General features: G+C 37.9%; 13 protein-coding genes. 3 read left to right on the top strand and 10 right to left on the bottom strand.

Annotated features, from left to right (window positions below):
• Positions 1-5: 5 nt before the first annotated feature.
• The 5 genes from MKY30_RS16715 to MKY30_RS16695 form a co-directional block, all read right to left on the bottom strand.
• Complete coding sequence (locus tag MKY30_RS16715) at positions 6-2,948, bottom strand: AAA family ATPase (RefSeq protein ID WP_339285929.1); 2,943 nt, start codon at positions 2,946-2,948, stop codon at positions 6-8.
• Complete coding sequence (locus tag MKY30_RS16710) at positions 2,945-4,159, bottom strand: metallophosphoesterase family protein (protein ID WP_339285928.1); 1,215 nt, start codon at positions 4,157-4,159, stop codon at positions 2,945-2,947. The genes MKY30_RS16715 and MKY30_RS16710 overlap by 4 nt, the downstream gene beginning before the upstream one ends.
• Before the next feature lie 112 nt (positions 4,160-4,271).
• Positions 4,272-4,571, bottom strand: coding sequence for a metal-sensing transcriptional repressor (locus MKY30_RS16705; RefSeq protein ID WP_077603324.1), 300 nt, complete (start codon positions 4,569-4,571; stop codon positions 4,272-4,274).
• A gap of 350 nt (positions 4,572-4,921) precedes the next feature.
• Entirely contained in the window at positions 4,922-6,175 is a 1,254-nt protein-coding gene (locus MKY30_RS16700; RefSeq protein WP_339285926.1) for an ABC transporter permease, read from the bottom strand.
• Positions 6,168-7,064, bottom strand: a complete 897-nt coding sequence (locus tag MKY30_RS16695; protein ID WP_339285924.1) for an ABC transporter ATP-binding protein — start codon at positions 7,062-7,064, stop codon at positions 6,168-6,170. Before MKY30_RS16695 ends, MKY30_RS16700 begins: the two co-directional genes overlap by 8 nt.
• 266 nt (positions 7,065-7,330) lie before the next feature.
• Between MKY30_RS16695 and MKY30_RS16690 the strand changes: the two genes are divergently transcribed.
• Positions 7,331-7,516, top strand: a complete 186-nt coding sequence (locus MKY30_RS16690) for a YhzD family protein (protein ID WP_339285922.1) — start codon at positions 7,331-7,333, stop codon at positions 7,514-7,516.
• Positions 7,517-7,570: 54 nt separating this feature from the next.
• Here the strand turns inward: MKY30_RS16690 and MKY30_RS16685 are convergent, their stop codons facing one another.
• Positions 7,571-7,918 carry a YlbF family regulator gene (locus tag MKY30_RS16685; protein ID WP_147208168.1) on the bottom strand — a complete coding sequence of 116 codons (348 nt, stop codon included), beginning with the start codon at positions 7,916-7,918 and terminating at the stop codon, positions 7,571-7,573.
• Positions 7,919-8,135: 217 nt separating this feature from the next.
• Between MKY30_RS16685 and MKY30_RS16680 the strand changes: the two genes are divergently transcribed.
• On the top strand, positions 8,136-9,035 hold the full coding sequence (locus MKY30_RS16680) for a PucR family transcriptional regulator (RefSeq protein WP_147208170.1): 900 nt from the start codon (positions 8,136-8,138) through the stop codon (positions 9,033-9,035).
• A gap of 115 nt (positions 9,036-9,150) precedes the next feature.
• Complete coding sequence (locus MKY30_RS16675) at positions 9,151-10,248, top strand: ABC transporter ATP-binding protein (protein ID WP_077603335.1); 1,098 nt, start codon at positions 9,151-9,153, stop codon at positions 10,246-10,248.
• Between the two features lie 82 nt (positions 10,249-10,330).
• Here the strand turns inward: MKY30_RS16675 and MKY30_RS16670 are convergent, their stop codons facing one another.
• The 4 genes from MKY30_RS16670 to MKY30_RS16655 form a co-directional block, all read right to left on the bottom strand.
• Positions 10,331-10,525 (bottom strand): alpha/beta-type small acid-soluble spore protein, encoded by a 195-nt coding sequence (locus MKY30_RS16670; protein WP_077603336.1) that lies wholly within the window; start codon positions 10,523-10,525, stop codon positions 10,331-10,333.
• A gap of 180 nt (positions 10,526-10,705) precedes the next feature.
• Positions 10,706-11,869 carry a M20 family metallopeptidase gene (locus MKY30_RS16665; protein ID WP_339285920.1) on the bottom strand — a complete coding sequence of 388 codons (1,164 nt, stop codon included), beginning with the start codon at positions 11,867-11,869 and terminating at the stop codon, positions 10,706-10,708.
• A 73-nt stretch (positions 11,870-11,942) separates the two neighbouring features.
• Positions 11,943-13,088 (bottom strand): Glu/Leu/Phe/Val dehydrogenase dimerization domain-containing protein, encoded by a 1,146-nt coding sequence (locus MKY30_RS16660; protein ID WP_339285918.1) that lies wholly within the window; start codon positions 13,086-13,088, stop codon positions 11,943-11,945.
• 28 nt (positions 13,089-13,116) lie between these two features.
• Complete coding sequence (locus MKY30_RS16655; RefSeq protein WP_339285916.1) at positions 13,117-14,598, bottom strand: aldehyde dehydrogenase family protein; 1,482 nt, start codon at positions 14,596-14,598, stop codon at positions 13,117-13,119.
• Positions 14,599-14,619: the final 21 nt, after the last annotated feature.

Raw genomic sequence — 14,619 nt, 5'->3', positions numbered from 1 at the left:
AAACATTATGTGGAGAGATGAATTATATCCCCATTGGCAGCTTCAGCCAGCTCCCTGCGGCATGTAAATAATATCACTTGCTGTTCTTCAGCTAATCTCCTTAACACCTTTTGCATTTTCTCTGTACGATTCATATCAAAATGTACAAAAGCATCATCCATAAGGAATGGTAAACCAGATGTTTTTGCCATCACCTCATTTATAGCAAACCTCAAGGAAATGTATAGCTGATCCTTGGTTCCCTGAGAAAGCTCCTCTACATAAAACCGCTGTTTTTTCTTACTATTTTCTACCTGAAAAGATCTTTCCGCTGCCGGTGAATATATTGTATCATATTGATTTGCTGTAATCTCTTTAAAATAGATTTGTGCTGTTTCTATAACAAGTGCCAGGTACTTGTCCTTAAATTGATTTTTAGCAGCTTGCAGCATGCGTAAAGCCGTTTTTTGCACTGCCCAATTTCTCACCAGATCCTCCAGCTCTTCCTTTTCCATTGCCAGCTGATGCATTTGCAAGGATATGTCTTCCTCGGATTCAAGCTGCTCTATCCGCAATCTCTGCTCTGCAAGTTGGCTTTTTAATTGTTCTAAGTCTTCTTCATAATCAGCCAGCGCTAATTCCAGTTCTTTTTTATTCTTATAATAGTTCTCCGCTTCTAAAGGAGCATCAGTCAATTCCTGCTGCCATTCTTCAGGAATCAATATCTGAAGCCTTTCTTTTAGCTCCTCCAGACGTTCATAAAGCTTATTATATCGCTCTTTTCTCGTTTGTTTTTCAAAATAGATCTCTTCTGACTCTGTCCCAGAGGCTTTTAAGAGTTTATCTCTTTCCTCCACATAACGGCTTCGTTTTTGTTTTAACACCGTCAGTTTATTCTGGACATCCATTATGAATTGTGTAAGCTGCTGAAGCTCGTGCTGATGCTGCTGTTCGTGCTGTTGTATATCCTCCAGTGCGAGCATCATTTCTTCCAGGTTGGTTTGATTGGCTAACCCATTTGTCTTAAACCAATTCTTGACCTGGTTAGAAAACTCGTATATCCTTTCTGTTACTCTATCCAATTCTTTTTCTAAACTTTGTTTTTCATTGGTCAGCTGAATCAGCTTTTGTAAGAGATGATAGATATCCTGCCAGTATAAAACATTCACAGTCTGTAAAAAGGGAAACTGATTTTGCTGATCAACAACATTCTCTTCCAAACTATTTTGCTGCTCTGCTAAATCAAATCGTACTGCTTCATTTGCCTCAAATTGACTGCGTGTATGCTGTAATCTGTCTTCTAATGAATGCAGCCTGCGCTGTAATTCCTGCTGCTCTTCCAGGATTTCCTTTGCCTCCTGGTACTCCGCTTCTGTCACGCCAGTTTCCTGGCCAGGATGATTCTGCTGCGGGCTTTCCCGCTGCTGCTTTAATTGTTTAATATCCTGCAGCTGTATACGCCGAAAATAATATACTCCCGCAACGACGGCAAGACTTATCAGATACAGCCAGGGAATATCTGCTGCAAAACCAGTCAAAGCTCCAGCCAAAGCTATCACTGCTCCAGTGATAGCGAGCATCCGCCCTTGCTTTTGCTTCTCTTGAATCATTTTCTCAAGGATTTGATACATATTCTTTTGCTGCCTTCCATCCTGATGATTCTTCTGTTTATAAGCTTCTATCCGCTGATTTAATTCTTTTATATGTGCTTCAGCAAGCAGTTCCTGGTTTAAATCCTTCTGCTCTTCCTCCATTCGGGATTTTTCTTTTAAAAGCTGTTCTTTTTTTTGAATATTCCCAGTAAGTTTATCCTGTATATTTTCCTGTTCTTTCCGTAAGGATCCCCATTCTTTTTCAAGATAGAATGGCAATTCCTGCTGCTCCAGTTCATCCGCTGTTATATGAATCTGCTTCTCCTGAATCATTTCTGTTATTTCACGGGTTTTATAACTGTAATCCTGTTCTAACGTTCTCTGGCGTTCCCGCATTAATGTTATTTCCGCTTTTTGATTCAAAAGAGAATCTAACTGTTCTTTTTTCTCATTCTGGAGGGAGGCAATTTCTAAATCCTTTTTTTTCTTCGTATAAGTATCCAATGTAGCCTGCTGAGATTCAAGCTCTCTATTAATATTATTTATATCTATATACAGCGTTTTTATTTGCTCTTGATCATCTAACGGGAAATCACGCACATCAGCCAGCTCTTGAAGCTCTCCAGAAATAAGTTGCATTTCTTTTCGGACAGGCAGTATTTTCTCCATAAGCTGTTCTTTCTCAAGCTGTTCATTCGTTTGTGCAATTTGTGCTTTTTTTAATGTGTGCTTTTTCTCCAGCGTATGGATTTTTTCTACCTGTTCTTTATATGATTTTTCAAGTCTCTTACTTTCTCCCAACTGTTTATCCATAGCACGTATCTCATTTAATTTTTCATTAATAACCGGCTTTGTACCAGAGGGTTTAAATTGCTTTTGTAATTCTGACTGCAGTTTCTTCTCTACCTTATAAACCGCTGCTGACCCTGTTAAACCGATACTTAACAGAAGTTCACTTATATCCGATTCCTTCATATTCTGGAAGACAGCTAAATCCTGGTTGGAAAAGGAATAAATCGATTGAAAGGCTTCTGCATTCATATTTCCCAAAAGCTTCCTGAACCAGGCTTCATCCCTTTCTTCCCCATTATTAGCAAAATATTGTACTTGTGAAGCATCCAGTCTTTCTATCCATACAGTACCCTCAAAAGGATGATCTATAATCATCCTTCCCCCCAGCTTACTGCTTGTTTTTGGACGATAAAAATCACATTTCTTTTTTGTCATACCGAAAAGCATATATATAATAAATTGATGCAAGGTTGTTTTGCCAGATTCATTATCGCCAAGAAGTGTTATCAGATTGGAATTGGAAAAGGAAAAAGTCTGATCGACCCACCGGCCAAATCCGTATATCGTTATTTCCTTTATCTTCACTCCGCTCTCTCCCTTCGCAATAACATATTCAGCAGCTGATAGGCATCCTCTTTAACATCCTGCTCCTCTTCATCGGATAAGGAGGATAGGAATTTACGTGCATTCCGGTGATGATAAATTTCATTTAAGCCTTCTTGGATAAATGAAGTATCTGCTTCTTCCAATATGTCTTTTAAAAAGGAGTCCTCCATCCAGGTCGATTCTTTCTCCAAAACAAGCCGGTAATGGTAGATATACTGCCATGGAAAGGCTTCAGCCACAGATTCATTGACCACTTCAATTAAATCTTGAATGAATCCTTCATCCGGTGTGAACAATTCATTTTCTTTTGCTGTTATTTTTAAATATAATAAGCTCGGTACACTATATGCTGGCAGCTGGCTCATAATGGACTTTTCTGCATGTGACGGAGTAGGACACTCTCGGATGTCCACCTCAACCTCTTCATAACGGATTGCCTGAAGCGGTAGAAATGTCTGTTTTATATTGTGCTTGCTCAAACTTATAAGGTAACAGCCTTTTTCTCCCGTTTCCTTCCGGTGCCTCCCCTGGATATTACCAGGATAAATAACCGGCGGATTGGTATACAACTGCTGTCTTGTATGTATATGGCCCAAAGCCCAATAATCCATTCCTTTATTTAACAAGTCCTTTATTAGAAACGGTGCATACGAATCATGTTCCGTATTCGTTGCCACACTTCCATGCAGCATGGCAATATGAAATGGAAATTCTCCATCAGCAATCTTATACTCAGATGATTTATTTTCATATACCGCTCTATTTTCATAACTAAATCCATATATTGCTGCAGCTGCTTCACCGTTTTTATAAAAAGGAATGCATGTTACTCTCTCCTCTGAAAAGATGTGCACATTATCAGGATATTCCACATCAAAGGAATCACCTTTCATAAAATCATGGTTCCCATAGGATAAAAATACATCAATATTCTGTTCTGCCAGTCGTTCAAAGGCACGCCGCAATCTTATTTGTGCTTTTAAACTTTGTGATTCATGGTCGTATAAATCACCGGCTAACAAAACAAAGTCAACGTTATTGTTTATCGCTTCATCGACCAAATGGTTCAAAGCGGTAAACGTGCTTTCTTGAATTTCTTTAAATATATTTGCAGGTACATGCCTTAAGCCTTTAAACAAGCTGTCTAAGTGTAAATCCGCTGCATGAATAAAAGTAACCGCAGAATCCACAATCTCCACTCCCAGTTTAATGATATCCTTATTTTAACAGAGCTAATAATAGAATGCACGTTCTATCATCAAATAAAAAAGCCTGCCCAGGGCAGACTTTTCAAAACATATTTTATTTTGTAAACTGATGAAGTACATCCATCAGCTCTTCAATCGCTTCATCGCCTTCTCCAGACTTCACTGCATCGCTGACGCAGTGTTTGACATGACGTTCAGCTACTTCAAATCCTACACGCTTCAACGCTGAATTGATGGCACTGATTTGAACAAGAATATCCACACAGTATCTATCTTCATCAATCATTTTTTGAATGCCGCGCACCTGGCCTTCTATTCTTTTTAATCGATTGGTAACTGCTTTTTTCTCTGTTTCTGTTCTTGGTTTCAATGTATGCTCATGTAAGGAATCCATCGTATCCCTCCTTTTGTCTTCATCTATAAAATACCACCCTACCGTATATATGTCAACGAAGAAGCGTTCACTTAAAGGCTGAGAGTATAATTACTGAAAAGAAATGAACTTAAGGTATAATAATAGCGCATAATAAACTTTATCTTTAATATAACATAAATTATCCATTATTATTTTATAGCTGTTTTTTATATTATTCCTTATTAGCAGTAATTATATAAGATAAGATCTTTTTTCGGCAAATACATTTAGCATAAGACTGAAAAGGGATTGTTAGAATACGTGAAGTGGAATAAATAAAAATTTGAAATATAAGTGAAAAACCTCCAATCGCTGGAGGCTTTTTGCATCTATTCTTTTTTCGATAAGTTTATAGCACGTTTTAAATCCTTCAATGATCCAGACTTACCATACATCAGTACGCCGCCTTTGTAGACTCGTGCTGCCAATGCAGCAAATGCAGCTATGGTCAAAACAAGAATACTGATGGACAAGGCTATTTCCCAGATTGGGATATTCAGCATGCCGATTCGAAGAAACATAATCATCGGCGCAAAAAAAGGTATATAGGATGTTACAGTAATCATTGTCGATTCAGGCACGCTTAGACCTGTTGCCGCAAGTATAAATGCAATAACAATTAACATAACCATTGGCATAATTAATTGATTAACATCCTCTATCCGGCTAACTAATGATCCCAGCATCGCAGCTAATGTTGCATAAAGGAAATACCCTAATAAGAAAAAGACAACTGCGTAAATATAAATCACCGGATCATTATTTGTAAGTCCCATCACTTCAAAAAATTCGCCTGCCATCGTGTCTTGATTTGCTTGGATGGCAAAATAACCTCCACCAAGCAGTATGATAACTTGTGTTAATCCTAAGAAGGCAATCCCAATAATTTTTGCAAACATATGTGTAATTGGAGGAGCACTGGAGATAAGAAGCTCCATCACACGGGAAGATTTTTCTGTTGCAACATCTGTGGCAATCATCTGTCCATAGACTAAAACAGTCATATACAGAACAAACAGCATCACGTAAACTAGACCTCTTGACTGATTCATTTCTTCCGCTGTTCTTGCACTGTCATCCAGTTGTTCTGTATCTAAGGTCACAGGAGCATAAATAGTCGCCAACGTTTCCTGGTCAATCCCGGTCTCCTGTGTTCCAACAACCGTTTTCAGCTGCTGTAATACCTGCTCAATTTCTACTTGTTCTCCCATTTCAGAAATACGGTTTGCGTAATAACTTCCCTCAGGTAAATTATTTTCATCCGTTGTAATTATAAGTAAACCATCGTATTTTTCATCTATTACTTCCTGTTTGGCAGATTCCTCTGTTCCTTCAAAATTTTCAAAGGTAATCCCGGCCCCGCCACTTATCTCATCTTCCTGCAAATAACTGCTGTAAATTTCAGATTCATCAATGACAAGTACATGTTCGGATTCGTCATCACTTGAAAACATTTCAAGAATGGAAGGTAAATTTGCTAAGCCAATAATGATTGCCAATGTAATAGCCGTTGTAATAATAAATGATTTCGCTTTAACTCTGGAAAAATATGTGTGTCCAACAATCGTCCAGAACTTATTCATAAGAAGCACCTACCTTTGCGATAAAAATGTCATTTAAAGATGGTTCTTCTATTTCGAACTTTCGGACAAAACCTTTCCCATGTAAACTTGAAAAGATATCCTGCGCCGTCTGCTCATCCTCAATCTGCAGTGCACATCCATCCGGCAATTCTTTATAAGAAGCCACGCCATGATAATCTTTTAAAAATTCCATGGAAAAATCGCCGCGGATATTAAGATTTTTCTTTCCAAAGCTGCGTTTAATTTCCCGTAATGAGCCATGTACAACAGGAGCCCCTTTTTGCAGAATACAGATATGCTGACACATCTCCTCCACATGCTCCATCTGATGAGAAGAGAAAACAATGGATGTCCCTTGATTTTTTAAATCCTTGACAGCACCTTTTAACATCTCCACATTAACCGGATCTAACCCGGAAAATGGTTCATCTAATATTAATAACTTGGGCTCATGAATTACGGCAGAAATAAACTGTATTTTCTGCTGGTTCCCTTTCGATAATTCCTGTACTTTTTTATCTAAGTACTCAGGCACTTTAAACCGTTCCAGCCATTCATCAAGCTTCTGAAGAATATCTTGTTTTTTCATTCCTCTTAATCGACCTAAGTAAATAATCTGCTCTTTCACAGTTAATTTCGGGTACAATCCTCTTTCTTCCGGCAGATAACCAATTAAATGGCTTTCATTATAAGAAATGGGTTTATCCTGCCAGGTGATATCTCCAGATGTTTTATCTAGTAACCCGAGAATCATCCGGAAGGTCGTTGTTTTACCAGCTCCATTTCCTCCTAAGAAACCAAACATCTCACTTTCTGGTATCTCAAGAGATAAATTATTCACAGCAGTATGTTCTCCAAACCGCTTCGTTACATTTGATAATTTCAGCACATACCTCTCTCCCTTCCTTTTACTAACTTATACAATTGAACGAATGAAAAGGTTCAATTATATTCAAATTTTTATTTATTCAACTTGTAATACGCACAAAAAATAAAATCGTTTCATCTTTTCTTATATTTCCTCATGTATATTTTGTCTGGTACCTATGTCTTAAACGCTTTCCATTCAAAAATGAATAAATATTCATTGCAATATTTACTCACTTTGATTTACAATTTATAAATAAAGCGATTTCATTTATTGGAGGGTATATCATGGCTGCATATTATTTAACGGTATTTTCAAAAACTGGGGAAAAGCTGCTGGATGAGCAGTTTGAAGCTTCGAATGATTTAGATGCGAAAGAAATAGGTAAGGGTAAACTTGAGAATGAAGGATACGCCGAACATACACATCGTTGTGCCAGTCCAAGTGCTAAACTGGTCCTCTTCCATCGTTAAAAATACCCCGCTGCTACATTACATTTTGTAGCAGCGGGGTATTTATCAAACTGTTTATTCAGCAGCACCATAGAGTTCTTCTAATGGTTTTGTGATAATTTGAGAAATTTCGTTAATCACATTGTTTAGTTTTTGCTCTTCTTCCATTAATTTCGAGATTGCTTCATGCTGTTGTACAGTCTCAACAATTTGTCTTGCTTTTTCAATTTCTTCTTCGGAAATATCTAAGCCTTGCATATGCTTTTCTTGTAGGTTGAGTTGTGTTTCACGGAAGTTTTCAAACATTTGCTTTGCAGCAGGGTCAGACATCACTGCATCATAAGCCTGTTTTAAATCTTTAAATTCTGCGCTTTCACGAAGTGCTTGTTCTAATTGATTTGCTTGCTCTTGTAAATTTGCCATAAAATATAATTCCTCCTTCATCGTCTCTTGCTACTATAACAAAGCTGTTAACGTATGTATAGCTATATCTATTTGGTGTCACGAAAAAATTCTACAGTTATATTTCAGGTATAATGAAAAGGAGTATATATATTTTCAAGGAAAAAGCCGCTGTACTAATTATTATTTATATGTAAGATTTTTTTCTTCATACATAAATGAAAAAGGGGAAATAAGATTGAATTTACAACGATTAAAGAGACTCTACCCAAGTTTAATAAAATTGCCCAAAAACCGTGAGGATATTAATCCTGATTATCGATGGTATCAATTTGAAAATACAATTATCGGTATTGATAATAAAGAATTGACTGAGAGAGATAGAATACTTTTAGGCACCTTTCTTCCCGCTTATCAAATTCAATTACCAGTCCAAACATCCAAAGAAAAGGAATGGGAAATTCGCATTCAAGAAAAGAATAACCAAAACCTTGGAAAAGAAGGGCGCTATCGTTTTATTTTCTTTCAAATTGAAAAAGGACAGGTTGATCTGGATACATTTAAACAAATCCTGCAAGAATTTTTTTATGGAGATTTATCTATTCTTTGGAATAATGGAAATAAAGGATTTATTATTGAAGACCGCAAGAATTATTTGGAAGAAGATTTAGCTTATCATCATCTTGCGGATACATTAATGAGTGAATTATATGTAAAAACTACTTTCTTCATCGGTCCTTACTTGGAAAATGACAGTGATTTAGAAGACTATATCCAACAAATCACACAGATGGCAGAGATGAGCTTTCGCAAAATGGATACTGCTGTGATTGACTATACCCAAGTATATCCTTCTTTTCTTATTGAAACTCTCTCCTCCAAAGAACAGCAGCAGCTGAGCCAATGGATTTTAAAGGAGTTTACAACAGATCAGGAAGCATTAGATACCATTCAGATGTTTATTGAATGTAATTTAAATGTCTCAGAAACCGCAAAGAAATTATATATTCACAGAAACAGCTTACAGTATCGGCTTGATAAATTTCATGAAAGCACAGGCATTGATATCAAACAATTTGATAAGGCTTTTACCGTTTATTTAGCTATTCTGGCAAACATGCACAATTTCCACACATAATTTTGTGCAACATTTCCATATTGTTTTTACAGCTTTTTCAGTAAAATGAAACCAGATGTTAAAACGCTTTCAAATATAAACTTTTGAAATTTAAACAATCGAAGGAGATGTAAGCATGGCAGAATTAAAATTAGAGCATATTCAAAAGAAATATGATAAAGATGTATTGGCGGTAAAAGATTTCAATCTACATATCCAGGATAAAGAATTTATTGTATTTGTCGGCCCATCCGGCTGCGGAAAATCGACGACTCTGCGTATGATTGCCGGCCTAGAAGAAATATCTGATGGAGAATTATACATTGATGAAAAGTTAATGAACGATGTCGCACCAAAAGATCGTGATATCGCTATGGTATTCCAAAACTATGCTCTATATCCGCATATGAATGTATATGATAATATGGCATTTGGACTTAAGCTTCGTAAATTCAAAAAAGAAGAAATTAAACAGCGGGTTGATCAGGCTGCTAAAATTTTAGGTTTGGAAGCATACTTAGATAGAAAACCGAAAGCATTGTCAGGTGGACAAAGACAGCGTGTTGCATTAGGACGTGCGATTGTCCGTGATGCAAAGGTATTCCTGATGGATGAGCCTCTATCCAACCTAGATGCCAAATTACGTGTACAAATGCGTGCAGAAATCCAAAAGCTTCATCAGCGCCTGCAAACGACTACCATCTATGTAACGCATGACCAAACGGAAGCAATGACAATGGCAACAAGACTGGTTGTTATGAAAGACGGTGTTATCCAGCAGCTTGGAGCTCCAAAGGATGTGTATGATTTACCAGAAAATATTTTTGTGGGCGGATTTATCGGCTCCCCATCCATGAATTTCTTTACTGGAACACTGGAAGGAAACAAATTCAAAATTGGCGGCAGCACTTTCTTAATTCCAGAAGCGAAGCTGATACCTCTGCGTGATCAGGGATATGAAGGAAAAGAGCTGATTATTGGTGTTCGTCCTGAGGATATCCATGATGAGCTGGTTTTCCTGGAAGCTTCTCCTGATTCAAAAATAACAGCAAAAATTGAAGTTGCTGAGTTAATGGGAGCTGAATCTATTCTTTATTCCAGTATTGATGGACAGGAATTTGTTGCACGTGTTGATTCCCGTACTGATGTACAAGGCGGAGACGAATTAGAGCTTTCCTTTGATATGAATAAAGTCCACTTCTTTGATAAAGACAATGAACAGCGTATACGTTAATACAATTCTAAAATAAAAAATTGGTAAGGGGGAGCTCATAATGAGCTCCCCCTGTTAGCCAGTAATATTTTTTTAAATAAAATTATTTACCATGCATTTGTTGTTGAGCAGTTTGCACTAAACGTTTAGTGATTTCCCCACCTACAGAACCGTTTGCACGAGAAGTTGAATCTGGACCAAGGTTTACACCAAATTCTTGAGCAATTTCGTACTTCATTTGATCAAGAGCTTGTTGTACTCCAGGCACTACTAATTGGTTTGAATTGTTATTTGCCATAGTTATCACCTCCTGTAAACATATCATCTGCATTTTTTCTGAACTTATGATAGTTAATTATTGGTAATTATGATGGCAAATAGCTTATCGTTTATAATTATAAAATTTTACTGCAGCCAAACACTTTTATTCAAACTCCTTACATTCTATACATATAAAAGAGATGGCTCAAAAACGATGTTACTCCTTTACTTCTTCAAACTCTTTTTCTATTTCATCCAATAATACAGTATCGGATAAAATATCATAGCCGGTACAAGCTAATGCCAGTGCACCATTAACCAGAGCCTGCTTCCCAGCTGGACTAACAGTCTGATCTGCGAACGCTTTTGTATGCAGAACCAGTGAAGCGTCACCTATTCCAATCGATGGATGTATTGCCGGTACAACCCGACTCACATCTCCCATATCCATAGAAGCTTTCAAAAGCTGAGGAGGATATACAATTTCACCAGTTGCTGCTTTTAAATTTTTTGTAAATATATCTGAAAGCGTCCGGTTAGTCACCATATTATTATAACTACCTTCCTGTTCTATTATCTCGATTTCCGCGCCAGTTATTAATGCTGCTCCTTTTGCAATCTGCATGACCCTCTCTTTGGCTTCATCTAAAGTTTGGCGTGATTGGGCCCGAATATAAAATTCAGCCGCAGCCAAATCAGGGACAACATTCGCTGCCTCTCCGCCCTTAGTAATGATTCCATGTATACTGATGTCATCTGGTAAATGCTCTCTTAAAGCATTTATACCATTGTATAATTGAATAACACTGTCAAGCGCGTTAATTCCCTCTTCAGGAGATGCGGCTGCATGCGCTGCTTTTCCTGTATATTTAAATTCAAGCGCATCATTTGCCAGTGAAGCTCCACTTTCTCTGGATTCGCCTTCCGGATGAAGAATCATAGCCACATCCATATCATTAAAGATACCTTCTTTGCTCATTGGCACCTTTGCTCCGTTCGTTTCTTCTGCAGGTGTACCAAAGACAATCACTTTCCCTCCTGTTTGATCGAGCACCTTGCTTAAAGCTATTCCTGCGCCAGTACTCATCGTTCCAATTAAATTATGTCCACAGCCATGACCAATCTCGGGCAGTGCATCATATTCTGCCAAATAGGCGATTGCCGGGCCAGGCTTGCCGCTGTCATAAGCTGCTTTGAATGCAGTCGGACGATTAATAATATTTGTCTCCACTTGAAATTGATGTTCTCTTAACAAATTCGTCAAAAGCTCCATTGATGCAAATTCTTCATCTCCCAATTCCGGGTTATGGTACATTTTATCGCTTATATCCCATAATCGCTGTTGAATGTCTGCTAATTTCTCTTTTAAGATTTTTTCCATCCGAATACCCCGCCTTAACTGTTATCTGATTTGTAAAATGGAGAACGCATCACTCTGCGCTCTCCACTGTCTTTTAATATTCTAATAAATCACTTTTCCCAGGCTTAAAAAGCTCATTTGCTACTTCCCTCTGATATCTTTTTTGTTTTTCAGCTTCCATAAACAAATGCTGTACATTTTTCCGGCACAGCTGTTCAATATCATCTATCACAGCTTGAGGCGTCGGGTCTACAAGACCGAATACCACTACATCATAAGCACGTACAGATCCTAAATTCACTACATAATCATTTACTAAATGAATTCCTTTTTCTTTAATGATTTTGTCTCCTCCAGCAGAAATCGGAATATTTGCTGCTTCTGCAATCAGGCTTGCATTGACTTTATCTGCATTGGATTCATTAATCACATCTTCCAGTGCACAAGGAATTAAAATATCTGTATCTACGTCCAGCCACTCATTGTTTGGTCTTACACGATAGTCTGGTTCAAAATAAGCCTGATCCATTTCACCATATTCATTTTTATGTTCAATAAGGGAAGGAATATCTAATCCTTCTTCACAGCTTACCAATAAATTAGCATCAGAAATACCTACTACCTTGTATCCCAGGTTATGCAATTTTAATGCGCAGCTGGCACCAACACAGCCAAATCCCTGAATAACTACTTTTGCCCCACCTTTTCCATTCGTAAACTTCCATGCTTCATCTGTTGCAAATGCAGCTCCGTAGCCTGTAACAATATCGTTTAAAAGAAGCCCATCCATTTTTTGTGTTAACAAATAATCATAGTCTTTTATTCCTTTTAAGACGACGGGATCTTCTTTCATTGATTTTGTCAGCGGGATATCAATACTAAATTCATGGAAGACTTCCAGGATATCTTCGTATTTTGTTCCTAAATCATTCCCTAAGGACACACCGTTATCAATATACGGCATCATAGCGATTAAAAATCGTTTTAATACACCGTGTGCATCCGGCGCTTTATAATCATAAGCAATTCCTGCTTTACATCCGCCTGTGGTTTGAGAACCGCTTGCTACATATTTATAAGCCATTGCTTCAGCAAGCCGGATCACTTCTTTTTTCGTTACGGAAGGATGCATTCTGGTTCCTCCGCCGGAATATCCCTTTTTTAAATTTTGAACAACAAGCCAGCCTTGAGCATCTGTTTCTGTATCATTCCATTCTAGAACTAAGTATGGTTTTAACATTTCTCTTCTCCTTTATTTTTCTTTCAAATTATTTATTTCCATCAAACCAGTCAAGTCTCTCAGGGTTTATGCTGATATTAATTTGTTTTGTCTCCTGATATTCATTCAACCCATATTTCCCAAGACTTCTTCCGATACCGCTTGTTTTATATCCTCCCCACGGAGATTGTACACTGGATAAGTGATATGTATTCACCCATGTAATGCCGGCACGTATCTTCTTTATGATGCGGATAGCCTTGCCCTGCTCCTTGGTAAATACTGAACCTGCAAGCCCGTAATCGGTATCATTTGCGATTTGAATTGCATCCTTTTCATCTTTAAATTTCTGAATAACAATAACAGGACCAAAAATTTCTTCCCGGACGATACGCATATCGCTTGTAACATCCGTAAATATTGTCGGCTCAATGAAAAAGCCTTTCTCCAAACCGTTTTTTTCTATACGGTTGCCGCCTAAGGCCAGACGTGCACCCTCTTCTTTTCCAATTTGGATATAGTTTAAAATGCTTTCCATGTGTCTTTCGCTGACAATCGCTCCCATTTCTGATTTTGTATCCTTTCCAGGACCGACACGAATGGCACTCGCTCTTTCTATATATTTTTCTATAAATTCATCATAAATGTTTTCCTGAATAAGCAGCCGGCTTCCGGACGTACAGACTTGTCCAGCTCCCATAAAAATACCGAATAAAGCATAATCTACTGCTAAATCAATGTTTGCATCACCTAAAATAATATTCGGAGATTTCCCGCCCAGCTCAAGGGAAACTTTTTTTAAATTTCCCGCCGCAGCCTGCATAATTTGCTGCCCGACCTTCGTGCTGCCTGTGAAGGAAACAATGTCCACATCATTACTTTCAGCAAGTGTCTGGCCAACAACAGATCCTGTTCCCAGCAGCAGCTGCGAAACACCTTTAGGTAAATCTGTCTGTTCTATAAGTTCATAAAGCTTAACTGCTGTTACCGGAGTTATCTCTGCAGGCTTTAAAATAATGGAATTCCCTGCTGCCAGAGCAGGTGCTATTTTCCAAACGCTCATCAGAATTGGAAAATTCCAAGGTACAATTAAACCGGCTACTCCTATCGGCTCTTTCACAATCACTGTTTGCAAATCTTTGTCTGCCTCAAAGGTTTCATCAGTTTGATTGTGTAACAACCCGGCATAATAACGGAAGGTATTTACGGCGTCTTCCACATCAGCATCAGCTTCTCTTTTTGTTTTACCGTTATTCATTACTTCAAGCTCTGCCAATTCATTCAAATTTACTTCTATCTTATCTGCAATTTGAAGCAGTATCTCTGCTCTTTCTCCCGGCGTCAGTTCCGACCAGACGCCGCTTTCAAATGTTTTTTTAGCAGTACAAATTGCTTTTTCTGTTTCCTCTTTTGTAGCTTGTGAGGCTTTCGCAATAACCTCCTGGTTTGCAGGGTTAATCACGTCCTGCATGTTTGGATTGGCAGAATCGGTCCATTCTCCATCTATATACAGCTTTAAATGTTTTGTCATATTACGATTCTCCTTTGATAA

The sequence above is a fragment of the Oceanobacillus sp. FSL W8-0428 genome (genome assembly GCF_038004405.1).
GTDB classification, from domain to species: domain Bacteria; phylum Bacillota; class Bacilli; order Bacillales; family Amphibacillaceae; genus Oceanobacillus; species Oceanobacillus sojae.
This window is presented reverse-complemented; position numbering and strand designations above follow the sequence as displayed.

Coding starts and splice junctions, on each gene's coding strand:
- MKY30_RS16660 (WP_339285918.1), bottom strand. CDS start 13,088: ATGTTAAAACCATACTTAGTTCTAGAATGGAATGATACAGAAACAGAT.
- MKY30_RS16700 (WP_339285926.1), bottom strand. CDS start 6,175: ATGAATAAGTTCTGGACGATTGTTGGACACACATATTTTTCCAGAGTT.
- MKY30_RS16705 (WP_077603324.1), bottom strand. CDS start 4,571: ATGGATTCCTTACATGAGCATACATTGAAACCAAGAACAGAAACAGAG.
- MKY30_RS16655 (WP_339285916.1), bottom strand. CDS start 14,598: ATGACAAAACATTTAAAGCTGTATATAGATGGAGAATGGACCGATTCT.
- MKY30_RS16690 (WP_339285922.1), top strand. CDS start 7,331: ATGGCTGCATATTATTTAACGGTATTTTCAAAAACTGGGGAAAAGCTG.
- MKY30_RS16675 (WP_077603335.1), top strand. CDS start 9,151: ATGGCAGAATTAAAATTAGAGCATATTCAAAAGAAATATGATAAAGAT.
- MKY30_RS16670 (WP_077603336.1), bottom strand. CDS start 10,525: ATGGCAAATAACAATTCAAACCAATTAGTAGTGCCTGGAGTACAACAA.
- MKY30_RS16665 (WP_339285920.1), bottom strand. CDS start 11,869: ATGGAAAAAATCTTAAAAGAGAAATTAGCAGACATTCAACAGCGATTA.
- MKY30_RS16685 (WP_147208168.1), bottom strand. CDS start 7,918: ATGGCAAATTTACAAGAGCAAGCAAATCAATTAGAACAAGCACTTCGT.